We start from the raw sequence: 26263 nt of genomic DNA, 5'->3' as shown, positions 1-26263 counted from the left end.
CAGATCGGAAGCGGCCCAAACCGCGGCGGCTTTCAACCCGGAAGCAGACGCTCTCGGGGTGCAATTCAGTCTGCACACCGAGAGCATCATGCCCTGTTAGCGCAGACTAGCGTTATATTTTTCTTCTAATTTACCGACCACCGCATCTACAGCGGCATTGATTTCTTCGTCATTAAGGGTGCGCGACGAATGCTGAAACGTCAACCCCAAAGCGACACTTTTTCTATTTAAATCAATACCTTTGCCCTGGTAGACGTCAAATATCTTGAGGTCCGTCAAGGTTTCACCGGCGGCCTCGGTGGCAGCTTCCACCAAACTGGCGGCGGGAACATCGGCGTCGATCAGCAGGGCCAGATCGCGGCGCACTTCCGGGAACTTGGACAGCGGGCGGAATGCCGGGGCTTTACCCTGGCCGATCGCTTCCAGGCTGAGCTCGAATACGAAGGCCGGCTTGGCCAGATCCAGCTTCTTCTGCAGCTGCGGGTGCAGGGCACCGATAACCCCTACTTCGCGGTCGCCGCGCATAATCTTGGCGGTTTGGCCGGGGTGCAGTGCGGAGTGTTGACCGGCAACAAAGCGGAATTCATCGGCGACACCGGTGCGAGCCAGCAGGGCTTCCACGTCGGCTTTCACGTCGTAGAAATCTACGCTGTCTTTGCTGCCAGTCCAGTTTTCCGCAAAGCGGTTACCGTAGGCGAGACCAGCGATCATCTGCTCCTGGTGCAGTTCCGCGCCAGGTACAAAGCGCAGGCCGGTTTCAAAAATGCGCACGCGGTTTTGCTGGCGATTGAGGTTGTACTGCAAGGCTTTACACAGGCCCGGCAATAAGGTGGTACGCATCACCGCCAGCTCGGCGCTGATTGGGTTTTGCAGGGCCACTGGGTCAGCTTCCGGGTCAAACAGGGCGGCGCTGTCGCTATCGATAAAGCTGAAAGTGATCGCTTCGTAGTAGCCGCGGCTCAGCAGGGTCTGCTCCAGATTGTCCTGGGCAATGGTGCTCTCCGGGCGCGGGGCAATTTCCAGCTCGGCAGTAAAGCTCTCGCTGGGGATACGGTTGTAACCGTAAACACGGGCCAGCTCTTCCAGCAGATCGGCTTCGATGGCGATATCGAAACGGAAGCTGGGGGCGAGGAAGGTCCAGCCTTCGTCATTCTGATCAATCTTTTCCAGACCCAGACGAGTAAGAATATCGACGATTTCGTCATCGGCCAGCTTGATACCCAGGCCCAACTCTACTTTCGCACGGCGCAGGGTAATATGGCGCTCGGCGGGCATAGTTTCAGTCAGCTCGCGCACGTGTACCGGACCTGGCTCACCGCCAACGATATCCAGTAGCAGTTGGGTAGCACGCTCAACCGCTTTCTCTTGCAGGTGGTAGTCTACGCCGCGCTCAAAGCGGTGAGAGGAATCGGTGTGAAGGCCGTAGGATCGGGCTTTACCGGCTATCGCCAGCGGGCTGAAGAAGGCGCTCTCCAGGAAGATATGTTGGGTACCTTCGGTAACGGAAGAATCCAAGCCACCCATAATACCGGCCATGGCCAGAGGCTTCTCTTCGTCGGCGATCACCAGGGTGCCTTCTTGTAGCTTCACTTCCTGGCCGTCCAGCAGGGTCAGCTCTTCGCCGGCTTCTGCCATACGCACCTTGATACCGCCGGAGAGTTTCTCCAGGTCGAAGGCATGCATGGGTTGGCCCAGTTCCAGCAGTACGTAATTGGTCACATCTACTACCGGATCGATACTGCGCAGGCCGCTGCGACGCAGACGCTCTTGCATCCACAGAGGTGTTACGGCTTTGATATCGATATTGCGAATGACACGACCTACGTAACGCGGGCAGGCCGCTTCCGCCAGCAAGGATACGGGCAGGCTCTCGTCAATTTGCTGGGGTACCGTGGCAACTTCCGGGCCCTGAACGGCGCAGCGATTCAGTACGCCCACTTCGCGAGCGATACCGGCAACACCGAGGCAGTCGGAACGGTTCGGGGTGAGATCCACTTCGATGGTTTCGTCATCGAGCTGCAGGTATTCGCGCAGATCGGTACCGGTGGGTGCGTCTTCTGGCAGCTCCCAGATACCGTCGTTGTCTTCGCCTAGCTCCAGTTCGGTCTGTGCGCAGAGCATGCCGAAGCTCTCTACACCGCGCAGCTTGGCTTTTTTGATTTTAAAATCGCCCGGCAGCTTGGCGCCTACCAGAGCAAAAGGAATTTTGATTCCAACGCGCGCGTTGGGGGCACCGCACACCACCTGCATTTCACCGTCGGGGTGGCCGGCCACTTTACAGACGCGCAGTTTGTCCGCATCCGGGTGCTGTTCACAGGCGACAATCTCACCCACAACCACTCCGGAAAATTCACCCGCTACTTTTTCTATGCCATCCACTTCCAGACCGGCCATGGTGATTTGATCGGCCAGTTCCTGTGTGGTGAGTTTCGGGTTTACCCATTCCCGCAACCAGGAGTTGCTGATTTTCATAGTTGATCTCTTTCTGTATTCCGTCAGCGCAACTTGGTGCGCATTTCGCCCGGGGTATTTATTTCGCCACCCGGGCCTCCACAATTCGATTGCTACTGCGAACCGCCTCAGCCATTCGCGCTCTCACTGGGCTAGAACTGTTTCAAGAAGCGCAGATCGTTATCGAAGAACAAGCGCAGATCGTTAACGCCGTAACGCAGCATGGCGAGGCGCTCGATACCAATACCGAAGGCAAAGCCGGAGTATTTTTCGCTGTCGATATCACAGGCGGCAAACACGTTCGGGTGCACCATGCCGCAGCCGAGAATTTCCAGCCAGCCGGTGCCGGAACATACGCGGCAACCTTCACCACCACAGGCGGTGCACTGGATATCCGCTTCTGCAGACGGCTCGGTGAATGGGAAATAAGACGGACGGAAACGCACCGGCACTTCCGCTTCGAAGAAGGCGCGCAGGAATTGGTCGATGGTGCCTTTCAGATGCGCAAAGCTGATGTTCTCGCCGATTACCAAGCCTTCTACCTGGTGGAACATGGGCGAGTGGGTCACATCGGAGTCGCAACGGTATACGCGGCCCGGGCAGATAATGCGCAGCGGCGGAGACTTTTTCTCCATGGTGCGGATCTGCACGGAAGAGGTGTGTGTTCTCAGTACGGTGGTGGGGTCCACGTAGAAAGTGTCGTGCATCGCGCGCGCTGGGTGGTGCGCGGGAATATTCAGGGCTTCGAAGTTGTAGTAGTCCTGTTCGACTTCCGGGCCGTTCTCAACTGTAAATCCGATGCCCGCAAAGAAATCTTCTACACGCTTTAAGGTGCGGGTGATGGGGTGAGCATTGCCCTGCTCTTCACCACGCCCTGGCAGGGTGACATCAATGGTCTCTTCAGCCAGCTTGGCATTGATGGCTGCCTGTTCCAGCATAGTGCGGCGCGCATTAATTTTTTCCTGCACCTGCTGCTTGGCTTCATTGATCTTGGCACCCGCAGCCGGGCGCTCCTCAGCAGACAGCTTGCCCAGGCCTTTCAGCAGTGCCGTCAGCTGGCCCTTTTTGCCCAGGTAATCAACACGCACCTGATCCAGTGCGGCGAGGCCATCGGCCTTCTCCACCAGCTCCATTGCCTGCTCGGTGAGGGACTGCAAATCTTGCATCGAACTGTTCCCGTTTGAATCCAACTTCGATTGAGGCCGATTGGCCCTAGTTTTGTGCTTGTTTTTGCCGGTGCATTTGCACCGCGGGGGCTCCCCTGGCACCGCCACCGGTAAAAAATAGCGGAAACCCCATAAAAAAATAGGGAAGGGCCGCTACAGCCCTTCCCTATTTTAAGTATTCAGTTTTACAACTGAAGTGACAGCTTACGCTGCCAGGGCTGCCTTAGCTTTTTCAACTACGGCAGCAAAAGCGGCTTTATCGTAAACAGCCAGATCAGCCAGTACACGGCGATCCAGTGCGATTTCCGCTTTCTTAAGACCTGCGATCAGGCGGCTGTAGCTCAGGCCTTCTGCACGGGACTGGGCGTTAATACGGGTAATCCACAGAGCGCGGAAGTTACGCTTCTTAACGCGACGGTCACGGTATGCGTACTGACCAGCTTTAATAACTGCCTGCTTGGCAACGCGGAATACGCGTGAACGCGCACCGTAGTAACCTTTAGCCTGCTTCAGAATCTTCTTGTGACGACGACGCGCCTCTACACCACGTTTTACACGGGCCATAACTCTATCCTCTTAAACCTTTGCGATTTGGGCCAATTACTTGGCGCGCAGCATACGATCGACCAGACCGGCATCAGACTTGTTCATAGTCTGGGTGCCACGCAGCTGACGCTTACGCTTCGTGGTCATCTTGGTGAGGATGTGGCTCTTGTTAGCGTGCTTGTGCTTATAGCCCGCAGCCGTCTTCTTGAAGCGCTTGGCAGCGCCACTGTGAGTCTTTGCTTTCGGCATTTTGTACTCCAAAGTGAATATTCGCCTGCATAACAGGCACCTTTAGTATCTGCCGACAACCTGAGCCATCGGCACGGTGAGAGTGAGGAGGCAGCCGTCGCCCAATCACTTCTCAAAGGAGGTTCCGGGAATCGCTTCCCCAAACCTCACTTTTTCTTTTTGCTGGGAGCGAGAACCATCAGCATCTGGCGACCTTCCATCTTTGGTCGCTGCTCTACAATGGCCAGCTCTTCCAGGTCTTTTTCGATGCGCTGCATCATTTCCATACCCAGCTCCTGGTGAGCCATTTCACGACCACGGAAGCGCAGGGATACTTTGGCCTTGTCACCCGCCTCCAGGAAGCGGATGAGGTTGCGCAGCTTGATCTGGTAGTCACCGATATCGGTGCCCGGGCGGAATTTCATTTCCTTGATCTGCTGCTGCTTCTGCTTCTTCTTGGCGGCATTCTTAGCTTTCTTAGCTTCGAATACGTGCTTGCCGTAGTCCATGATCTTACAGACTATCGGCGTGGAGTCCGGGGCAATTTCAACGAGATCCAAGCTAGCCTGCTGTGCAGCTTCCAGCGCTTCATTCAGGGAGACAATGCCTACCTGTTCGCCATCAGCGCCAATCAGGCGGATTTCTGACGCTTCAATCTGATCGTTTATGCGGGCCTTTTTGGACCGTCCCTTAGTGTCTCGTTTAATAGCTATGGTCTCCCAGTTGCCAAGTTGTTATGCATTATCTTCGGACAAACGGCCGCGGCGACTGACGTCCTGCTCGAGAATCTCAAGGAAAGACTCATAAGTCATGCTTCCCAGATCCTCACCGCTGCGGGTGCGCACGGCAACCGTCTGGCTCTCTACTTCCTTATCGCCAATGACCAGCAGATAAGGGACACGCTGGAGCGTGTGCTCGCGGATTTTAAAGCCGATCTTCTCGTTTCTCAAGTCAGCACTGGCGCGGTATTGCAGCGAACCAAGGCGGGCCTCCAAGTCACGACAGTAATCGGCCTGACGATCGGTAATATTCATGATCGCCACCTGCTGTGGTGCCAGCCAGGTGGGGAACGCGCCTTCGTAATGCTCGATCAGAATTCCGATAAAGCGCTCGAAGGAACCCAAGGCTGCACGGTGCAACATCACCGGGGACTGACGCGAACCATCTTCGGCAACATATTGCGCATCCAGACGGCCCGGCATAGAGAAGTCCACCTGAATGGTACCGCACTGCCATACCCGGCCGAGACAGTCTTTCAGGGAGAATTCGATCTTGGGCCCGTAGAAGGCGCCTTCACCTGGCAGCTCTTCCCACGGCAGGCCCGCGGCATCCAGCGCATCGGCCAGGGCTTTCTCTGCCTTATCCCAGCTCTCATCGGAACCTACACGCTTCTCCGGGCGAGTGGAGAGACGGTAAATAACATCATTAAAGCCGAAGTCTTTGTACACGGAGTGCAGCAGATCCATAAAGTCAGAAACCTCTGACTGGATCTGATCTTCGCTACAGAAGATATGACCATCATCCTGCACGAAGCCGCGCACGCGCATCAGACCGTGCAGGGAACCGGAAGGTTCACTACGGTGGCAGGAGCCAAACTCCGCCAAACGCAGCGGCAGGTCGCGATAACTGCGCAAACCTTGATTGAACACCTGCACGTGACAGGGGCAGTTCATAGGTTTGATGGCAAACTGGCGCTCTTCACTGGTGAGCGTAAACATGTCATCGGCAAACTTATCCGCATGGCCAGACTTCTGCCATAGACTGAAATCCACCAGCTGTGGGGTTTTGATTTCTTTGTAACCAAACTCGCGCTGACGGCGGCGCATGTACTGCTCAACAGTACTGTAAATAGTCCAGCCATTTGGGTGCCAGAACACCATGCCGGGCGCCTCCTCCTGGATATGGAAGAGGTCGTATTTCTTGGCCAGCTTGCGGTGGTCGCGCTTCTCTGCCTCTTCAATACGGCGCAGGTAGGCTTTTAATTCTTTCTTGTTGGCCCAGGCGGTGCCGTAGACACGGGTCAACATCTCGTTGCTGGAATCACCGCGCCAGTAAGCACCAGCCACCTTGGTCAGCTTGAACGCCTTCAGTCTGCCAGTGGAGGGCACGTGGGGGCCGCGACACAGATCTTCGAAATCGCCCTGGCGGTACAAAGAAATATCTTCGTCGCTGGGGATGCTGTCGATAATCTCGGCCTTGTACTCTTCACCCATATCACGGAAGTATTGCACCGCTTCTTTACGGGGCATAAGCCGGCGGCTGACTGTAATATCTTCCTTGGCCAGCACTTCCATGCGCTCTTCGATCTTCTCGAGATCTTCCGGCGTAAACTGACGCTCGTAAGCAAAGTCGTAGTAGAAGCCATCTTCGATAACCGGGCCAATAGTGACCTGGGCCGTCGGGTACAGCTGCTTAACTGCCTGCGCCAGTAAGTGTGCAGCGGAGTGGCGAATGACTTCCAGGCCTTCGGGCTGACGGTCGGTGATGATGGCCAGATTGACATCGCGATCGATGACATAGCTGGTATCAACCTCTTTGCCGTCGACTACGCCTGCAAGTGCAGCCTTGGCCAAGCCAGGACCGATATCTGCGGCTACGTCATGCACGGAAACCGGAGCGGAAAATTCTCGACGAGAACCATCGGGGAGAGTAACAACGAGCATTGTTTGTCCTTTCTCTCAGTGGCGATCCCTACCAAAGACCGCATGAAACTATCCATGAAGTGGTTCATGGAACTATTGATTCAGATGGGTAACCATCCTTTTGAAGATGGTAGACCCGAGCGGATTTGAACCGCTGACCTCTGCCATGTCAAGGCAGCGCTCTAACCAACTGAGCTACGGGTCTAGAACTCTGCAGCGGGGGAACCCAGTGCTGCGAAGAGCGCGAACTTTAGCACCGCTTTTCAGTGTTTTCAACAACTTACTGAACTTTTTACAGAGTTGCTTTAAGTTGCCGTGGCGGTGAGGGCAGCCGAAAAAGCCGCCCCCAACTAAACTATTCCACCTCCTTCAGGTGGGCAATCTCATCTCGCAGCTTCGCTGCAGATTCAAACTCCAGGTTTTTGGCGTGCTCATACATCTGGTTCTCCAGCTCAGCAACTCGCGCCCAGCGCTGCTTATCGGACATCGGTTTGTCATCAACCTTATAGGTACCCTTCCCTTCTGCCACCTTACGCTTACTTTTGGGCACACCGGGCGCCACAGCGCCCTCAAGAATATCCGCAACGCTTTTGCGAATCCCTTTCGGTGTAATGCCATGCTCTTTATTGAAAGCAATTTGTTTTTCCCGGCGTCGACGGGTCTCTTCAAGCGCGCGCTCCATGGAGCCGGTTACTTTGTCCGCATATAAAATAGCCCGCCCCTCAAGGTTGCGCGCCGCACGCCCAATAGTCTGGATCAGGGAGCGATCAGAGCGCAGGAAACCCTCCTTGTCAGCATCGAAGATCGCCACCAGAGACACCTCAGGCATATCCAGTCCTTCTCGCAGCAAGTTAATACCCACCAACACATCAAACTCACCAATACGAAGATCACGGATAATCTCCACCCGCTCAACGGTATCAATATCGGAATGCAGGTAGCGTACCCGCACCCCATTCTCCTCCAGATACTCAGTCAGGTCCTCTGCCATCCGCTTTGTCAGCACGGTAATCAGCACTCGCTGATCCGCTTCCGCGCAGCGGTGAATTTCAGAGAGCGCATCATCAACTTGGGTTTGGGCCGGGCGGATTTCCACTTCCGGGTCAACAAGCCCTGTGGGCCGCACCACCTGCTCGACCACCTGCCCAGCGTGATCGGCTTCATAGGGCCCAGGCGTTGCCGAAACAAATACCGTTTGCGGGGCCAGGTGTTCCCACTCTTCAAACTTGAGGGGGCGATTGTCCAGGGCAGAAGGCAGGCGAAAACCATACTCCACCAAAGTTTCTTTGCGCGATCTATCCCCGCGATACATGCCGCCGATTTGTGGCACGGTTACGTGGCTTTCATCGATAAATAGCAGTGCATCGTTTGGCAAGTAGTCAAATAGCGTGGGGGGCGGCTGGCCAGCATTGCGGCCGGAGAGGTAGCGGGAATAGTTCTCCACACCATTGCAGTATCCTAACTCCTGCATCATTTCCAGGTCGTAGCGGGTGCGCTGCTCCAACCTTTGCGCCTCCAATAACTTGTTATTACCGCGCAACTGCTCCAGACGTACTCGCAGCTCATCTTTGATTTCATCAATAGCGCTGACAATGGTCTCACGCGGGGTAACGTAGTGACTCTTGGGGAAGATGGTAACCCGGGGAACTTTCTTAAACTGCTCTCCAGTAAGCGGGTCAAACAAGGTGATCTCTTCAATCTCTTCATCAAACAGAGACAGGCGTACCGCCTCTAAATCGGAGTCGGCCGGGTAGATATCAATAATATCGCCGCGCACACGATAAGTTGCGCGGCGGAAATCAGCATCATTGCGCGTGTATTGCAACTCCGCCAACCTGCGTAAAATTGTGCGCTGATCCACCAGGTCGCCGCGATCCAAGTGCAATACCATTTTTAGGTATTTATCAGGATCACCCAGACCGTAAATAGCCGATACCGTGGCAACGACCACAACATCACGCCGCTCTATCAGTGCCTTGGTGGCGGAAAGGCGCATCTGTTCAATGTGCTCATTTACCGATGCATCTTTCTCAATAAAAGTATCCGAGGAGGGAACATAGGCCTCGGGCTGATAGTAGTCATAATAAGAAACAAAGTATTCGACGGCATTCTTGGGGAAAAACTCTTTGAACTCGCCATAGAGCTGAGCTGCCAACGTTTTGTTGTGAGCCATCACTATCGCCGGGCGCTGCAAGCGCTCGATAATATTCGCCATCGTGAAGGTCTTACCTGAGCCGGTAACCCCTAGCAGTGTTTGATGACTCAAGCCGTCATCTATACCCTCGGATAACTGCTCGATCGCCAGCGGCTGATCCCCGGCAGGCTGATACTTAGATTCCACCTTAAAAGGTCGCGACTCCATACACTTCCCTCAACCACTCAATCGTTCATGCAACAGCGGATTGTAGGCTGTCGTCATACCACCCTCAAATACAAGAGAATAGCGTCCTACCCCGCCCCACCCAGACCTGAGGCATTTTGCGCACAGGCCAAATAAATAATTTCCTGACAAATCAATTAGTTAAAGATCAAAAAAGGGGTTGACCTCGCCAGGAGTGCTCTATAATATACGCGCCATCTCAACGGCACAGCCGAAAAGATATTCCGCCTTAGCTCAGTTGGTAGAGCAAATGACTGTTAATCATTGGGTCGCTGGTTCGAGCCCAGCAGGCGGAGCCAAATTTCAAAGCGCAGCTTAATTTGCGCTCTATAAGTTAGATTAAATTCCGCCTTAGCTCAGTTGGTAGAGCAAATGACTGTTAATCATTGGGTCGCTGGTTCGAGCCCAGCAGGCGGAGCCAAACAAAAACCCCGCATAGCATGCTATGCGGGGTTTTTTCTTATTCACTTTCTTCATGCTTCACCGCACTTCCCTCACCCCATGGGCAGAATGGCTTTTACCTACCTATATTCCACCCTTGGAATTACAAGCCCCCAAAAATCAGGAGCTCATGTAACAGCTTACCTGGTAAGCTAGTGCAAGCCGCCCTCACTGGTAACAGGAAGACGCTCCACCGTGGCCATTTTTACCTGGGGCTTCACAGTGCGAGACCGGGACCAAACAGCATCGACCAAACCTTGCTTTGAGGTGTAACCACTTACCGCCTCAGACAAAATCTGATGAACCCTTTCACAATGATGCTCTAAGCAAGCCTGCCTCAACCCCGCAATCAATCGCCGCAAGACCCCAGGTTCCAAGAACTCTTCTTCCGCACGCATTATCATCGAGTGGTCAGTGCCCAACACATTGTCACCGAGTAGCAGCTCTTCATAGAGCTTTTCCCCAGGACGTAAACCTGACACTTGAATCTCAATATCCCCATCAGGATTTTTATCATCCTTCACAGAGTGTCCCATAACCCGAATTAGCCGCTCAGCAAGGTCATATATAAGGACTGGCTCCCCCATATCCAGAACGAATACATCGCCATTGCGCCCCATATTGCCTGCCTGCAATACAAGCTGAGCCGCTTCAGGGATAGTCATAAAGTAACGCGTTACTTTTGGATGGGTTACAGTGACAGGACCGCCCGCATTAATCTGATCCGTAAACAGGGGTATCACCGAACCCGAAGACCCCAACACATTGCCAAAGCGCACCATGCAAACCCGCATTTGAGTAGAGCGACGCCCATAATCCTGGCACACCAACTCCGCGAAACGCTTGGTAGCCCCCATTACGTTCGTAGGGCGTACAGCCTTATCGGTGGAGATCAGCACAAACTGCTCAACTTTAGAACCCTCCGCGGCCTCCAGAACCGACAACGTGCCCAGCACATTATTGTCCGCCCCCAGAACAACATTTTGCTCAACCAGGGGAACATGCTTGTAAGCGGCAGCGTGATAAATGGTATTAACAGAAAAGCCTTTAATGATATCGGCCATCCGAACCCCATCCCGAACATCACCAAGCAAGGCTGTGACGCGGAGCTGATACCCCTCATCCAGTTGCTGTTGACGAAGCTCGCGCTCGATTTGATAAAGCGCATACTCTGAAGATTCCACCAACACCAAATGAGCCGGGCCCCACTGGGCAATCTGTCGGCAAAGCTCCGACCCAATAGAGCCGCCAGCGCCCGTTACCAGCACTACTTTGCCGCTAATGGAACCAGCTATCAGAGCCTTCTCAGGCTCCACCGGAGCCCTGCCCAATACATTCTCATAGGTTTGGGACATATCTTCGGTACGGCCTGCCGCATCAACCAGCTCCTCCACACCAGGAATAGCTTTGACTACCAATCCCTGATCACGAAGCCCTCTCGCTATTTCTCGGCGCCGGCGCTTTGGAACACCAGGCATCGCCAGCAATACTTCAGCAATATCATGCTCAGCGACCACATCAAGTATGCTTGAAGGGGAGTAGACCATAACACCATCTATCAGGGTCTTTTGCTTTGAGGTGTTATCATCAAAAAAGGCAACCGGCTTGTAGACCTCACCGTGAAGCAGGGCCTTGTAAACTTGCAGGCCAGCAGTACCAGCCCCATAAATTGCCACTCGCGTTTTATGAATTTCCAACGCCATTTGATAGTAAATTCGGACGAGCCACCGAGACCCCCCTACTGCTATCAACGCGAAGCACCAGTAAATTACGGGAACCGAGCGAGGGACACCTGCGGTCGTCAAATAAGAGGCAACCGCAAGCAAAATTGAGGATGCGGTAACTCCCTGGAGCACAGCAATAACCGCTTTCTGCCCCATATAGCGGATAACTGTGCGGTAAAGGCCGAGCTTTAGAAATATTAAACTGCTAGAGCAGATCGTAATAATCAAGCAACCCAGCATTGGGAGTGTTACGGCTTCAGCTAATCCATTCAATCGAATTGCCATCGCCATAAAAAAGGCAGCACTCAGCATTGCCAAGTCAAACAGCAACATCAAAACCGGCTTCCTAGCCCTCTCCAGCTTTCGCCAAATTCCCATCAAAGGATTACCCCATACATAAAAATCAACCAATCCGTGGCGCCAATTAAAAGCGACCGTTGAAATCAAGTTGCCGCGAAAGCAGAAAAAGTGAACGCCAGGGCAGAGGCTGCGATCATCAGAATCAGCTGCAGGTAGAGCGCTTTTGCCACCCCGATACGAATAGCCAAGCGTTGATAAAAATGTTCTCGATGCGCCTCCCACCAACGCTGCCCGCTAGCCATTCGCCGCAACAATGTAATGCTGGCATCCACCCAAAAAGGGCTAAAAACAATGATTGGAAACCATAACTCAAAGGCCCCTCTCTGCCATCCAAATAAGCTTAAGGTAAACGCCGCCAAGCCAATGCACGTCGACCCTGCATCTCCCAAGAAAATTTGCGCAGGAGGCCAGTTAAAGCGCAAGAAAATTAATGCGCACACAACGAATAAGACACACACCCCTGCCAACTCCCAGTCTTCCACCAAGAGGAATGCCAGACAAAGAGATGAGAAGCCAATCACGGTCATACTGCCAGCAAATCCATCTATACCATCCATAAAGTTGTATAGATTGATCATCCAGGCCCCGCCCAACACAAAAAGGGGAAGCCACCACCACTCCAGCCCTATAGGGAGCGCAAGGACAACCATCAAAGCAGCAATCAACTGGAAAGCCAAACGTACCTTCGCCGCCACATGCCTAATATCATCCATGGCAGATACGGCAAGGAGCAACACAAAAGACATATAAACAGGTAACGGGAGGGAAGCAGGCCCTACAGCTATGCCCAGTCCGCAGCCCGCCAACAGTGCCCATCCGCCTGTGCGCGGAATTGGAGCGCTGTGCATTGAACGGTGGTTAGGAACATCTAAAGCCAAATTTCGCATGCGCAACAGCAAGACAAGCGTCACGCCATAACTCAGAGCCCCTCCAACTAGCAAGGGAAGCCACCAAGCTGACATCGGATCCACTAAACCTCTCTCCTCAATGCTCTACGATTGGCGTGAGATAGCGCCAACACTAAAAACTCAAATAAGTGCTGACGCCAAATTCACAGCAGAGGAGGTGATTGAACCCTCTCTCTAACCCGGTTAAGCAAATAGGTAGACATAGACCCCTTACCCACTCAGCAAAGAAGACCTTAATCCACCGCTAGTCAGAAGCAGCTACAACCGAATGCGCTCACGATTCTTATCCAGGGTGGCCGCCCCAATCCCTTTGACATTTAGAAGCTGATCCAAGGATGTAAAGGGTCCATATTGTTCCCGATACTCGATAATCAACTGCGCCTTAGCCTCACCAACTCCAAGAAGCTTGCCAGCAAGCTCCTCAGCAGATGCACTGTTTACATTGACCTCAAAGGCAACTTGCTGCTCACTCTCAGCCCCATCGGCAAATACTACTGATGAGGAAAGAAATGAAAGTGCAATAGCTAACAGCAAAGAAAGTAATGAATGAGTTTTAATCATGTTTGACTCCCAGTGAAAGTGTTCTAGTTTCACATTGGGACAGCTCTACCTCCCCAAGCCGGGACATGATACCAACAGGTCAAACAACACTTTGCCCGAGGGCTATTACACTACATCACACCCGGTCTAGGCAAACAAACCTTAATTTCCTGCAATTTCAGTCAATATATCTTGAAGGGCGACCATGGGATTCTTTGCTGCAGTAATAGGTCGACCTATCACCAAGAGGTCAGCACCTTGATCCAGCGCCTCAGAAGGGGTGAGAGTCCGTCGCTGATCGCCGGCATCACTGCCCGCAGGACGAATTCCCGGAGTCACCAGCTCAAAGTCGGGGCCGCAAGCCGCTTTTAACGCTTCAGCCTCACGGGCAGAGCAGACCACGCCATCGAGACCACAAGACTGTGCTTGTGTAGCCAGATTTAGCACCTGCTCCTGAAGCGGTTTAGCAACCCCAGTGGCAGCCAGCTCTTCCGGGGTGGTACTGGTCAACACAGTAACTCCAATCAACAATGGCTTGCGAGCACCAAATTCACTCAGAGCATCTACAGCCGCCCTCATCATGCGCTCTCCACCACTAGCATGCACATTCACCATCCAGACCCCCATGCGCGCAGCCGCCTTAACCGCCGCAGCGACAGTGTTGGGAATATCATGAAATTTCAGGTCTAGAAACACCTCAAACCCACGGCCCACAAGGGCACGAACCAGGTCGGGCCCAGCAATAGTGAAAAGCTCCTTGCCAACTTTTACCCGACAAAGCAACGGGTCTAACTGGTCAGCCATGGAGAGCGCGGCATCAGCGCTGTCATAGTCAAGAGCAACAATAACTGGGGAGGAGACTTGAGACTGCAAAGAAATACCTCTTAAGGATTAGGTTATACGGTGGCCGAGGGAGCTGATCACTCACCCTCGATCCCTTTGACTGACCGGACAGAATCCCAGTGCTTACAACTGGGGCACAACCAATGCAACTGGTTACCAGAAAAACCACAGTTGCTACACCGGTAGTGTGGGCGACTAGCGATCAACTGATCGATAAGCGCTTTCAGCAGGGAGAGATTTTCCCTCGATCTACCCTGCGCAGTACCTATATATAAGTCCAGAAAGCGGCCAAGCCCTCGCAAAGAAGGACGCAGAGCAAGCTGCTTTCCCATAAAAGCCGCAGCGGCAGCTTCGCTATCCTGCTCCTGAATCCTGCTAGTCAGGGCAATCAGCACACTATTTGAAGGATGCTCCTTGAGAAGCGACTCAAGATAGCGGTCCAACCCCTTCCCATCATCAAGCTCCACGTAGCAGGTGACTAACAGCTCTAGAATCTCCGGGATATAGTCTGGACTTTGCTTGGGGATCCGCTGCAATACTTTAATGGCATCTCGCTGCTTGCCGAGCAAATATTCGAGTCGCGCCCACAACAGGCAAGCCCTGACCGAACTTCGATCATACCCTAAAGCCGCGTCGAGATGCTTTCGCGCACTCAAGTAGTCTTTGCCGGTAATTGCCTCCTCAGCCAACTCACAGCAAAAGTGTGCCTGCACAGGAGCCCAGTCCGCTGACAGCCGCTTAAAGCGGCGGCCATGCAGTAGATTTACTGCATGAATAGCCTTAGCCCACTCTCTCTCATCCCTATAGACTTCTATCAAGTGCTCGAGGCTGGTTGCACGCAGCTCCTGTGAAGTCTCAACCAGCTCTTGTAATAGTCGCTCGGCTCTATCCAACCAACCAGCAGCAATATAGTCGCAAGCCAGCTCAAATTGGGCCCTGTGCTGGCTCTGCCTTGATAGACTAGGGCGCGCCAGCAGGTTCTGATGCACTCTAATAGCCTGGTCGTACTCCCCTCGCCTACGCAAGAGGTTTCCCAAGGCCAGGTGTGTATCGAAAGTGACCGGGCTTACCTCAAGAGAATCAATAAACTTCTCAATAGTGTCATCGGGATGCTCGCTGAGCAAATAGTTGAGCCCCTGAACATAGGAGCGGGCGAGGGATTGCTCCTGCTCACTAAAGTCAGGTTTTTTCCTAGTGCTGCCTCGACCCAGCACCCAACCGATTGCAACGGCAGCCAGTAAAAAGAAGAAATAGGCTAAGTCCAGCAAGTCAGTCTCCGGTAGCCTTATGATGAACAGCCTGGAGTTCGCGCTCCATCTTTTTCAGCTGCTTGTTAAGACCTCGCACGCGGCGACGCTGGGAAAAAATTGGCAAAAGGCTGGCGAGAAATCCGAGCAGGACACCCAGCAGCAACATGCAGATAAGCCAAACACCAACGCTGCCTGACTGCAATGAGTAGCCTGCAATAACCGGGGAGATTACCTGGGAGTTTTCCACCGCGAAATAGATTCCGAGAGCAACGCATACCAGGGCCAGAAGACCGAAAATAAAGTGCATCAGCCAGCGCAGAAATGACAAGGGAACCTCCACGTTCCACTAAAGGGTGACTCTAACAGCCAATAGAATTTTCTGGCGAACGGTACTGCCACTCGAGGAGCCCTGCCCCTCTGATCCCGCAAGCCCTAAGATGCAATCATACTTCGATCCCAACCACATCATGCATACTGCGATTGACTCTGTCGCGCAACTCTTTCCCCGGTTTGAAATGGGGTACATACTTACCCGCTAACGCCACAGCATCCCCCGTCTTGGGGTTACGCCCAGTGCGCGGCGCTCGGTAGTGTAGGGAAAAACTACCAAAACCACGTATCTCAATACGCTCACCCTGCGACAGGGAGTCAGACATAGTATCCAACATCACCTTCACCGCCAGCTCTACATCCTTAACTGGCAGCTGATCCAACCTCAACGCAATCCTTTCGATCAGTTCGGACTTGGTCATGCGCTCCGCAACCTTTGTAAGTCATTGATTTTCTGGAGTAGAGCGCCAATCATCTAATAGAAAGCCGGACTGGGCAACCCCAGTCCGGCTTTCGGGTCACTCCAAGCACTAAACTTGGAGCAATGAACACTTAAAGACTATTAATCTTTGTTGCTCATCTGTGCCTTAATCAGGTCACCAATAGTAGCGGGCTGAACCTGCTCAGACTGCTTCTTGCTGTGATCCTTGATGGCTTGCTTCTCGTCGTCCTGATCTTTGGCTTTGATTGACAGGCTGATCACGCGGTTCTTGCGATCCACGCTGGTGATCTTAGCTTCTACTTCTTCGCCTTCTTTCAGAACATTGCGAGCGTCTTCAACCTTGTCGCGGCTGATTTCAGAAGCACGCAGAATGCCTTCAACTTCATCCGCCAGGGTGATTACCGCTTGCTTAGCGTCTACTTCCTTCACGATACCATTGACGATGCTGCCGCGATCGCTAGTGGATACGTAGTCGGAGAACGGATCGGACTCCAGTTGCTTGATACCCAGGGAGATGCGCTCGCGCTCGGAATCGATGCCCAGGATAACAGTCTCGATTTCGTCGCCTTTCTTGAACTTGCGAACAGCTTCTTCGCCAGCTTCGTTCCAGGAGATATCGGACAGGTGAACCAGACCGTCGATGCTGCCGTCGAGACCGATGAAGATACCGAAGTCAGTGATGGACTTGATCTTACCGGAGATCTTGTCGCCCTTAGCGAATTTACGCGCGAAGGCATCCCACGGATTTTCTTGGCACTGCTTGATACCCAGGGAGATACGACGACGCTCTTCGTCGATATCCAGGATCATCACCTCTACCTCGTCGCCAACCTGGACAACTTTGGACGGGTGGATGTTCTTGTTGGTCCAATCCATTTCGGAAACGTGTACCAGACCCTCGACACCTTCTTCCAGCTCGGCGAAGCAGCCGTAGTCGGTCAGGTTGGTTACAACCGCCTTCACGCGGCTGTTCTCTGGGTAACGCTGCTTGATGGATACCCAAGGATCTTCGCCCAGTTGCTTCAGGCCCAGGGATACACGGCTGCGCTCGCGGTCGAACTTCAGTACTTTTACTTCGATCTCGTCGCCAACGTTCACGATCTCGCTTGGGTGCTTGATGCGCTTCCAAGCCATATCGGTGATGTGCAGCAGGCCGTCGATACCGCCCAGATCTACGAAAGCACCGTAGTCGGTCAGGTTCTTAACGATACCTTTAATGCTCATGCCTTCTTGCAGGCTTTCCAGCAGCGCTTCACGCTCTTCAGAGGTTGCAGCTTCCATCACGGCGCGACGGGAAACCACTACGTTGTTACGCTTGGCATCCAGCTTGATAACCTTGAACTCGAGCTCTTTACCTTCCAGGTGCGCGGTGTCGCGAACCGGGCGAACATCAACCAGAGAGCCGGGCAGGAATGCGCGGATATTGGCAACGTCGACAGTAAAGCCACCCTTAACCTTGCCACTGATAACGCCTTTAACCACTTCGTCAGCTGCGTGAGCTGCGTCGAGGATTTTCCAGGCTTCAGCGCGCTTGGCTTTTTCACGGGACAGACGGGTTTCACCGAAACCGTCTTCTACAGCTTCCAGGGCAACCTGTACTTCGTCGCCCACCTGCAGCTCAACTTCGCCTTTATCGTTGGCGAACTGGGCAGCAGGGATAACGCCTTCAGACTTCAGGCCCGCGTGAACGGTTACCCAGTCTTTGTCTACGTCAATTACAACACCAGTAACAATAGCGCCCGGTGCCATTTCAACGCTTTTCAGGCTCTCTTCAAATAGATCAGCAAAGCTCTCGCTCATTACATTACCTATAGTGCTGGGTCCAGCCGTTGGTAACTGTTGAGTTTAGTCAACCGCCAGCCAAGACCCCAACCGCGATGCCAGAACGCGGGTCGGATTACAACAACGGCCGGGCAATTCTGGCAAAACCCGGCCGTTATCGTTAAAAACTATCTGCTGCTGACTTCTGTGGTTCAGGGCGCAATTCGCTTCTGCACCAGTGCCAGCACTTCGTTGAGAACCTCTTCAATCGTCACCCCAGTACTATCGAGCTCTACCGCATCTTTCGCAGGAGCCAGGGGTGAGGCTTTTCGGTTCATATCCTGTGCATCACGGGCACGGATGTCCTCCAGCAGGTCGCGGAGGCTAACAGAAACCCCCTTCTCCCGCAACTGAGCCTCGCGCCTTCTGGCGCGCTCTTCTGCACTGGCGGTCAAATAGACTTTGACTGGAGCATCGGGAAATACGGTCGTGCCCATATCGCGGCCATCAGCAACCAATCCAGGCTGTAGTCGAAAATCACGCTGGCGCTGCAACAGTGCGGCGCGTACCCCAGGAATGGCAGCGACAGTAGAGGCCGCCATACTCACCCGCTCCATACGAATTTCATGGCTGACTTCGCGCCCCTCCAGCAGGACCTGCAGACAACCATCACTGATCAGAAAGCGAACATCCAGATCTCTGGCAACCTGGGTCAGCGAATCCTCATCGGCCAGATCCACCTCTTTTTCCAGGGCCGCCAAAGCTGCAGCCCGATAGAGAGCACCAGAATCCAAAAGAACAAAGCCCAGCCTATCCGCCAGCAACTTTGCGATAGTCCCCTTACCAGAACCACTGGGGCCATCAATTGTGACGACCGGTGGCAGCTTGTTCGTTTCATTCATATTTTTGTACAACTCAACTTCATTGTAAGCCGCGCAAACCGGCCCCTCCTTAACTCATGTCTTAGGTCATGCCAACTGCAGATTTAGACCTGCACCGACGGCCAGCTCGGCAAAATTTGGAAAGGAGGTCGCCACATTAGCGCAGTGGAGGATGCGAATTGTATCCTTTGCGCGCAACGATGCCACCGCAAAAGCCATCGCAATACGATGATCCCCCAAACTATCCACAGTGCCGCCTGAAAATACAGCATCTTCAATAGAACCATCGATTACAATTCCATCCGCGGTAGGCTCCGCGCTCACCCCCAAGGCAGAAAGGCCGTTAGCCATCGCCTGAATACGATCACTCTCCTTCACACGCAACTCTTCGGCGCCGGTCAATACCGTCTGCCCCTGGGCACAAGCGGCAGCAATAAAAAGTGCGGGAAATTCATCGATAGCCAGTGGCACCTGACCCTCTGGAATGGCAATCCCCTTTAAAGGTGCATAGCGAACCCGAATATCCGCAACCGGCTCCCCCCCTACAGTACGCTTATTTAAAAGCTCTATATCGCCACCCATGGCCCGCAAGATATTGATAACCCCGTCGCGGGTGGGATTGATGCCCACATGTTCCAGCATCACATCGGCTCCCGGGGAAATAGCCGCAGCCACCATAAAGAAAGCTGCAGAGGAAATATCCGCCGGCACATCAATACGGCAAGCCTTAAGCCCCCCACTACCACGCAAGGTCGCACAGGCGCCATTTCGCTCCACCGCATAACCAAAGCCCTGCAGCATACGCTCGGTATGATCTCGAGTGGGGGCCGGTTCTTCGGTACTGGTCTCACCTTCTGCATAAAGGCCTGCAAGTAGTACCGCAGACTTCACCTGGGCACTTGCCATTGGCAACCGGTAATTGATCCCCGACAGAGGCTTGCCGCCTTTGATCAATAACGGCGGACGCCCCTCAGGGCCAGTCTCAATAGCCGCGCCCATCTCTCGCAATGGGTTGGCAACTCGATTCATAGGGCGCTTAGAGAGGGACTCATCGCCGGTTAGGGTAACGTCGAAGCCCTGCCCCGCCAGCAAACCAGCAAGCAGGCGCATAGAGGTTCCGGAGTTGCCCAGATATAAGGGGCCAGGCGGTGCCTTTAAGCCATGAAGTCCCACCCCGTGTATTATCACTCGGCCCTTGTCCGGCCCCTCAATCACCACCCCCATATCACGGAAAGCCTGCAGAGTAGCAAGGGCATCCTCCCCCTCGAGGAATCCCTCCACCTCTGTCACACCTTCAGCCAGGGAGCCCAGCATAATTGAACGGTGAGACATGGATTTATCTCCAGGAACACGGAGTTTGCCACTCACTGTGCCACCCGGCTGAGCAATAAAAGTTACTTCCTTAGCTTGCATAGGTTCTGAATACGCTTGTTTTGCCAACATTTTTGTAAAGTGATCCCGCGCCGCTTTAGCGCGGGTAAAAACTCCCATCAACGCCGAGCTATCACCGGAGGCAATGGCACTGCGCAGGGAGGAGAGGTTGAGACTGTAGAGATCGATCGACTGTAAAATGGCATCCCGGTTGGCCAACATAATGTCCCGCCACATCACCGGGTCGCTGGAGGCAATACGGGTAAAATCGCGAAAACCTCCAGCAGCATAGCGAAAGATATTTTCATTCTCGGCGTCGTGGGCCAAGGTATCCACCAGACTGAAGGCGATTACATGAGGTAGATGACTGGTTGCAGCCAGCACCTCATCATGCTCTTCTACCGACATTGTCAGCACCTCAGATCCTGCAGCCTGCCAAGCCTGAGCCACCAAGCGCAGGCGATCGACATCGGTATCAGGAGCCGGAGTGAGGATGACACGGTGATCGCGATAAAGGTCATCTCGTGCGGCACTGACCCCGCTCTTCTCAGAGCCAGCAATCGGGTGCCCCAACACCAGGAAGTTCGGCACCCTGCCCCAGACCTTTTCCGCCGAGCGCTGCACACTTCCCTTAACACTGGCAGCATCGGTAACCGTTACACCTTCGGGCAGATTGTCCTTCAACTGCGCAAACACCGACTCCACCGCCAAGGTTGGCACAGCGATAAAAACCAGGTCTCCCTCCTCCAACAAGTCGAGCGCTTCCGGCAGACTGGTATAGGCACGATCGACCACGCCTAGCTTCTTTGCCTCTTCACAGACTTCCTCTTGGAGTGCGACACCGATCACCTCACGGCAAGCACCCGCCGCCTTTAGGGACAACGCGAAGCTACCACCAATAAGGCCGACGCCAACCACCAATAAGCGACCTATATGAGACTTCTCCATCACAGCACACCGCGCGGGTAGGACCCGAGCACTTTCAGGTCCGAGGCACAGGCGCCAACCTCTTTGAGTGCCTCCGCAATATCATCTGTATTCCGGTGCCCCTTGAAATCCACGAAAAATACATAGGTCCAATTTCCAGACTGGGATGGGCGGGTTTCCACCCTGGTGAGATCGATTCCATAACGGCGAAATGGCTCTAGCAAATCGTGCAGCGCACCCGGCTCATTGCGCATAGAGACCATCAGGGAGGTTTTGTCATCACCGCTGGCGGGCACCCGCTGGGTACCAATGATTAAGAAGCGCGTAGAGTTATCCGGACGGTCCTCGATTTTCTCTGAGAGCACTTTGAGACCATATAATTCGGCAGCCATATCGCCAGCGATTGCTGCAGCGTTCCACTCCCCTTTAACACGCCTGGCCGCATCCGCATTACTGGAAACCGCCACCCTCTCCACGTTGGGGTAATGTGCATCCAGCCATTTTCGGCACTGGGCCAGACTCTGGGCATGGGAGTAAATCCGCGTGATCGATTCAGGGCGGGTCACGTCAGAAATCATTAGATGATGGTGAATTCGCAGCTCCACCTCACCACAGATACTGAGGTTGGAGTTCATAAAGTTGTCCAGGGTATGATTAATCACACCCTCGGTGGAATTTTCCACGGGCACTACACCGTAATTTACAGCGCCGGCTTCCACCTCGCGAAAGACCTCATCAATGGCCGCCAGCGGACGACTCTGCGCAGAATTGCCAAAATGCTTCAGGGCCGCCTGCTGGGTAAAGGTACCTTCTGGCCCGAGATAAGCCACTTTGACAGGCTCCTCCAAAGCAAGGCAGGCAGACATAATCTCACGAAACAGCCTTGCCATTTCTTCATCCGTCAGGGGGCCGTCATTGCGCTCCATGGCGCGACGCAGTACCTGCGCCTCACGCTCAGGACGATAGTAGAGCGCATCCTCACCTGTCGCTTTCTTTACTTCAGCCACTTCCAGTGCACAACTGGCTCGCTCGCTGATTAATCGCGCGATCTCTGAATCAATACTATCAATACGATTGCGCAGCTCCAGCAGGCGCTGGTCGCCTCCCACGGTTTCCTCTGTCATCCGCTTTCTACTTTCTCCTGAAGTTAATAATTGTCTGCTCTCTAGCCTTTGCGGGCTTCAAAGTCTGCCATAAAGGCCACTAACGCCTTCACCGCCTCAAAAGGCACTGCGTTGTAAAGGGATGCGCGCATGCCACCCACAGAGCGATGTCCCTTCAAACTCAGCAGCCCAGCTGCTTCAGCCTCTTGCAAAAACGGTTTATCGAGGCGCTCATCGGCCAGCACAAATGGGACATTCATCCGCGAGCGGCTGGACTTTTCTACCGGACTGGAAAAGAAATCGCTGCCATCGAGAAACTCATAGAGTAACGAGGATTTTTTAGCGGCCTGTTGGGCCATAGCTTCAACCCCGCCCTGCGCCTTAAGCCACTGGAAAACCAGGCCAGAAAGGTACCAAGCAAATGTGGGCGGGGTGTTATCCATTGAACCGGCATCGGCTGCCACTTTCCAGCTCAAACTGCGCGGAATATCTTTCATCGCCCGATCCAGGAGATCATCGCGCACTAAGGCGACCGCAATTCCCGAAGGTCCGATATTTTTTTGCGCGCCGGCATAAATTACACCGAACTTCTCCACGTCGATCGGGCAGGAAAGGATATTTGATGACATATCCGCAACCAGAGGGCAGTCCACTTCTGGAACATAATCAAACTCGATACCGCCAATAGTCTCGTTGGGCGTGTAATGAAGATAGGCCGCACCCTCGCTCTGCTGCCAGCTATTCTGCGCTGGCACATAACTGAAATTGCGGTCCTCGCTAGTGGCGACCACATTCACATCACCATAGCGCCGGGCCTCTTTAATCGCTTTTGCGGCCCATTGTCCCGAGTGGATAAAATCTGCCTGCTTAGAGCCAGCGCCAAACAAGTTCCAGGGTATCGCGCTAAACTGCCCGGTAGCGCCCCCCTGCAGAAACAGCACCTTATAGTTATCCGGCACCTGGAGCAGATCGCGCAAGTCCTGCTCCGCGCGCTCAGCCACCTCAACAAATTCCGGCGAGCGGTGGCTAACTTCCATTACTGAACAACCCAGACCGCGCCAGTCCATCAGCTCCAACTGTGCTTGCTGTAAGACCGGTTCCGGCAGAGCCGCTGGACCAGCGCAGAAATTGTATTTCCTCATGACCTGATTTCCACAAACTAAAAATGGTTTCAAATTCAACTAGATATGCCGACGCACAAAACACCATCTTGAGAGATGGATATCACGCTTTTAAGCATTTCTTAGGGTGCCAGAGGCAAGAAAGGCCGCGATAATCGCAGCCTTTCTGTTGGTAGTTTGGGGTGGGTCACTCGGCCCCACCGTTATCTTCACCCTCTTCTTCCGTCTCCTCGATGCGCCCGAGGCCCACGAGTTTTTCACCGCTCTTGAGTCGAATGACACGCACACCCTGGGTATTGCGCCCCAGCACCGAAACCTCATCGACTCGGGTGCGCACCAGAGTACCCTGATCGGAAATTAACATCATTTCCTCACCCGGGTGGACCTGACAAGCTCCGACCAGAGCGCCGTTACGCTCGCTTTCGGCGATTGCGATAACCCCCTGGGTACCTCGACCTTTCGTGGGGAACTCGCTGATCGCGGTGCGCTTACCGTAGCCGTTTTCAGTCGCCATCATCACGGAGCCTCCCTCTTCAGGGATTACCATGGCGATCACTTCCTGCCCCTCCTGCATGCGGATACCACGCACACCGCGAGACACGCGCCCCATAGAGCGCACATTGGCTTCGGAGAAGCGGGCTGCTTTACCAGCACTGGTGAGCAGCAACACATCGCGCTCACCATCGGTTACCGCTGTAGCGACGAGACGATCGCCCTCCTCCAGCTCAATTGCGCGCAAACCAACGCTGCGCGGACGGGCAAAGGCCGTCAGTGGAGTCTTCTTCACGGTGCCATTGGCGGTGGTGAAGAAAATAAAGTGATCCTCATCGTATTCAGACACTGGCATCAGACTACTAATGCGCTCACCCTCTTCGAGGGGCAGCATATTGACCACCGGGCGGCCACGGGAGGCGCGGCCAGCAGTCGGCACTTCATAGACTTTGAGCCAATACACCTTGCCCTTGTTAGAGAAGCACAAAATAGTGTCATGGGAGTTGGCGATCAGCAGGTGCTCGACGAAGTCCTCATCTTTCACCTGGGTGGCCGACTTACCCATACCACCACGACGCTGGGCTTGGTAATCGGTCAGAGGCTGACTCTTGGCATAGCCACCGTGGGAAATGGTCACCACCTTGTCTTCCGGGGTGATCAGATCTTCTACGGTCAAATCCTGACGGGAGGCAACAATATCGGTGCGACGCTCATCACCAAAGTCTTTTGACAGCTGCTCCAGCTCCTCGCGAATCACTTCCATCAAGCGCTCAAAACTGCCGAGAATATGCAGATACTCGGCGATCTGCTCCAAGCGGTCCTGGTATTCCGCCAGCAGTTTGTCGTGCTCCATACCAGTGAGGCGGTGCAGGCGCAGTTCGAGAATGGCCTGAGCCTGAGCTGGGGACAGATAGTAAGCGTTATCGCGCAGGCCAAATTCTTTAGGCAGGTCATCTGGGCGGCAGGCATCGGCGCCAGCGCGCTCCAGGAACTGCTGTACGTTACCCACCGGCCAACCCTTGGCTAGCAGCGCCTCACGGGCTTCCGCCGGCGTTGCGGAGGATTTAATCAGTTCAATGACCGGATCAATATTGGCAATAGCAATTGCCAGGCCTTCTAGAATGTGGCCGCGCTCGCGTGCTTTACGCAGCAGGTAAACGGTACGGCGGGTAACCACTTCCTGGCGGTGACGTACAAAGTGCTCAAGCAACTCTTTCAGGTTCAGCACCTTGGGCTGACCATCAACCAGAGCTACCATATTGATGCCGAACACACTCTCCAGCTGGGTCTGGGAATAGAGGTTATTCAAGACCACATCACCCAGCTCACCGCGCTTAAGCTCAATCACTACACGCAAGCCGTCTTTATCGGATTCATCGCGCAGCTCAGAGATACCCTCAATCTTCTTCTCTTTCACCAGCTCGGCAATTCGCTCGATCAGGCGCGCTTTGTTCAGCTGGAAGGGAATCTCAGTAATGATGATCGTTTCGCGATTGCTCTTGTCATCGCGAACAACGTCCGCCTTGGCGCGCACATAGATGCGTCCGCGACCAGTGCGGTAGGCTAGCAAGATACCGGCACGGCCATTAATGGTTGCGCCAGTGGGGAAGTCCGGCCCGGGAATATGCTCCATCAAGTCGTCGACAGACAGCTCGGGGTTAGCAATCAGCGCCAGGCAGGCATTAACAACTTCCCCCAAATTGTGAGGAGGAATATTGGTGGCCATGCCCACAGCAATACCGGAGGAACCGTTTACCAGCAGGTTCGGTACTCGGGAAGGCAGTACCTCCGGCATCTGCTCGGAGCCATCGTAGTTGTCGACAAAATTGACCGTTTCTTTATCGAGGTCGGATAGCAGCTCGTGGGCCAGCTTATCCATGCGAATTTCGGTATAACGCATGGCGGCCGGGCTATCACCGTCGATAGAACCGAAGTTACCCTGGCCATCCACCAGTGTGTAGCGCATAGAGAACGGCTGAGCCATACGCACAATGGTGTCGTAGACCGCGGTATCTCCGTGCGGGTGATATTTACCAATCACATCGCCAACGACACGCGCTGACTTTTTATAAGGTTTGTTCCAGTCGTTTTTAAGCTCGCTCATAGCGAAGAGCACACGACGGTGTACCGGCTTGAGGCCATCGCGTACATCCGGCAGTGCGCGCCCGACGATCACGCTCATGGCGTAGTCGAGATAAGACTGCTTTAGTTCTTCTTCGATATTAATCGGAGAGATTTCTTTGGCTAATTCGCCCATGGCTTACGGCGTTCCTTTTATAGCGCGGGCATGGATACTGAGCCCGGATAAGCGGGCGATTCTAGCACAGTTTGACGCCTTTGGATGGCAGTCCCCACG

General features: G+C 53.9%; 20 protein-coding genes and 3 tRNA genes. 2 read left to right on the top strand and 21 right to left on the bottom strand.

What is annotated here, in order from left to right; all coding sequences use genetic code 11:
- Positions 1-96: 96 nt before the first annotated feature.
- The 8 genes from pheT to uvrB form a co-directional block, all read right to left on the bottom strand.
- Positions 97-2472, bottom strand: a complete 2376-nt coding sequence (gene pheT / locus ACJJI0_RS01165) for a phenylalanine--tRNA ligase subunit beta (protein ID WP_444884300.1) — start codon at positions 2470-2472, stop codon at positions 97-99.
- A gap of 131 nt (positions 2473-2603) precedes the next feature.
- On the bottom strand, positions 2604-3617 hold the full coding sequence (pheS, locus tag ACJJI0_RS01160) for a phenylalanine--tRNA ligase subunit alpha (RefSeq protein WP_252082361.1): 1014 nt from the start codon (positions 3615-3617) through the stop codon (positions 2604-2606).
- A gap of 204 nt (positions 3618-3821) precedes the next feature.
- Positions 3822-4181, bottom strand: coding sequence for a 50S ribosomal protein L20 (gene rplT / locus ACJJI0_RS01155; RefSeq protein ID WP_252082363.1), 360 nt, complete (start codon positions 4179-4181; stop codon positions 3822-3824).
- Between the two features lie 36 nt (positions 4182-4217).
- Positions 4218-4412: a 50S ribosomal protein L35 gene (gene rpmI / locus ACJJI0_RS01150; protein WP_020413351.1), complete on the bottom strand. Its 195-nt coding sequence runs from the start codon at positions 4410-4412 to the stop codon at positions 4218-4220.
- A 146-nt stretch (positions 4413-4558) separates the two neighbouring features.
- Positions 4559-5098 carry a translation initiation factor IF-3 gene (gene infC, locus ACJJI0_RS01145; RefSeq protein ID WP_252086004.1) on the bottom strand — a complete coding sequence of 180 codons (540 nt, stop codon included), beginning with the start codon at positions 5096-5098 and terminating at the stop codon, positions 4559-4561.
- Between the two features lie 27 nt (positions 5099-5125).
- On the bottom strand, positions 5126-7054 hold the full coding sequence (thrS, locus tag ACJJI0_RS01140; RefSeq protein WP_252082365.1) for a threonine--tRNA ligase: 1929 nt from the start codon (positions 7052-7054) through the stop codon (positions 5126-5128).
- Between the two features lie 107 nt (positions 7055-7161).
- Positions 7162-7238, bottom strand: a tRNA-Val gene (locus ACJJI0_RS01135).
- Positions 7239-7388: 150 nt separating this feature from the next.
- Entirely contained in the window at positions 7389-9395 is a 2007-nt protein-coding gene (gene uvrB, locus ACJJI0_RS01130) for an excinuclease ABC subunit UvrB (protein ID WP_444884299.1), read from the bottom strand.
- A 241-nt stretch (positions 9396-9636) separates the two neighbouring features.
- Here uvrB and ACJJI0_RS01125 point away from each other — a divergent pair.
- A tRNA-Asn gene (locus tag ACJJI0_RS01125) sits at positions 9637-9712 on the top strand.
- Between the two features lie 46 nt (positions 9713-9758).
- Positions 9759-9834: transfer RNA gene (locus ACJJI0_RS01120), tRNA-Asn, on the top strand.
- Positions 9835-10006: 172 nt separating this feature from the next.
- Here the strand turns inward: ACJJI0_RS01120 and ACJJI0_RS01115 are convergent.
- The 13 genes from ACJJI0_RS01115 to gyrA all read right to left on the bottom strand — a co-directional run bounded on the left by ACJJI0_RS01115 (position 10007) and on the right by gyrA (position 26164).
- Positions 10007-11956 (bottom strand): polysaccharide biosynthesis protein, encoded by a 1950-nt coding sequence (locus tag ACJJI0_RS01115; protein ID WP_444884298.1) that lies wholly within the window; start codon positions 11954-11956, stop codon positions 10007-10009.
- A 65-nt stretch (positions 11957-12021) separates the two neighbouring features.
- On the bottom strand, positions 12022-12900 hold the full coding sequence (locus tag ACJJI0_RS01110; RefSeq protein WP_444885900.1) for an MraY family glycosyltransferase: 879 nt from the start codon (positions 12898-12900) through the stop codon (positions 12022-12024).
- A gap of 204 nt (positions 12901-13104) precedes the next feature.
- Entirely contained in the window at positions 13105-13407 is a 303-nt protein-coding gene (locus ACJJI0_RS01105) for a ComEA family DNA-binding protein (RefSeq protein WP_252082368.1), read from the bottom strand.
- 141 nt (positions 13408-13548) lie between these two features.
- Positions 13549-14259, bottom strand: a complete 711-nt coding sequence (gene pyrF, locus ACJJI0_RS01100) for an orotidine-5'-phosphate decarboxylase (RefSeq protein WP_444884297.1) — start codon at positions 14257-14259, stop codon at positions 13549-13551.
- 47 nt (positions 14260-14306) lie between these two features.
- Positions 14307-15497 (bottom strand): lipopolysaccharide assembly protein LapB, encoded by a 1191-nt coding sequence (gene lapB / locus ACJJI0_RS01095; RefSeq protein ID WP_444884296.1) that lies wholly within the window; start codon positions 15495-15497, stop codon positions 14307-14309.
- 1 nt (position 15498) lies between these two features.
- Complete coding sequence (locus ACJJI0_RS01090; RefSeq protein ID WP_252082373.1) at positions 15499-15807, bottom strand: lipopolysaccharide assembly protein LapA domain-containing protein; 309 nt, start codon at positions 15805-15807, stop codon at positions 15499-15501.
- Between the two features lie 115 nt (positions 15808-15922).
- The gene (gene ihfB, locus ACJJI0_RS01085) at positions 15923-16231 is read right to left on the bottom strand and encodes an integration host factor subunit beta (protein WP_252082375.1); all 309 of its coding nucleotides are present in this window, start codon (positions 16229-16231) and stop codon (positions 15923-15925) included.
- A gap of 140 nt (positions 16232-16371) precedes the next feature.
- Entirely contained in the window at positions 16372-18051 is a 1680-nt protein-coding gene (rpsA, locus tag ACJJI0_RS01080; RefSeq protein WP_252082377.1) for a 30S ribosomal protein S1, read from the bottom strand.
- 173 nt (positions 18052-18224) lie between these two features.
- On the bottom strand, positions 18225-18914 hold the full coding sequence (gene cmk / locus ACJJI0_RS01075) for a (d)CMP kinase (protein ID WP_444884295.1): 690 nt from the start codon (positions 18912-18914) through the stop codon (positions 18225-18227).
- Positions 18915-18980: 66 nt separating this feature from the next.
- Positions 18981-21212, bottom strand: a complete 2232-nt coding sequence (locus ACJJI0_RS01070; RefSeq protein ID WP_444884294.1) for a bifunctional prephenate dehydrogenase/3-phosphoshikimate 1-carboxyvinyltransferase — start codon at positions 21210-21212, stop codon at positions 18981-18983.
- Positions 21212-22315 (bottom strand): prephenate dehydratase, encoded by a 1104-nt coding sequence (pheA, locus tag ACJJI0_RS01065; RefSeq protein ID WP_252082383.1) that lies wholly within the window; start codon positions 22313-22315, stop codon positions 21212-21214. The genes ACJJI0_RS01070 and pheA overlap by 1 nt, the downstream gene beginning before the upstream one ends.
- A 41-nt stretch (positions 22316-22356) precedes the next feature.
- Positions 22357-23436 carry a 3-phosphoserine/phosphohydroxythreonine transaminase gene (gene serC / locus ACJJI0_RS01060; RefSeq protein WP_444884293.1) on the bottom strand — a complete coding sequence of 360 codons (1080 nt, stop codon included), beginning with the start codon at positions 23434-23436 and terminating at the stop codon, positions 22357-22359.
- A 166-nt stretch (positions 23437-23602) separates the two neighbouring features.
- On the bottom strand, positions 23603-26164 hold the full coding sequence (gene gyrA, locus ACJJI0_RS01055; protein WP_252082387.1) for a DNA gyrase subunit A: 2562 nt from the start codon (positions 26162-26164) through the stop codon (positions 23603-23605).
- Positions 26165-26263 lie beyond the last annotated feature (99 nt).

The sequence above is a fragment of the Microbulbifer mixtoriginis (SeqCode) genome, from assembly GCF_052466695.1.
Note: the sequence above shows the minus strand (reverse complement) of the source record. Positions and strands in the feature narration are given on the sequence as shown.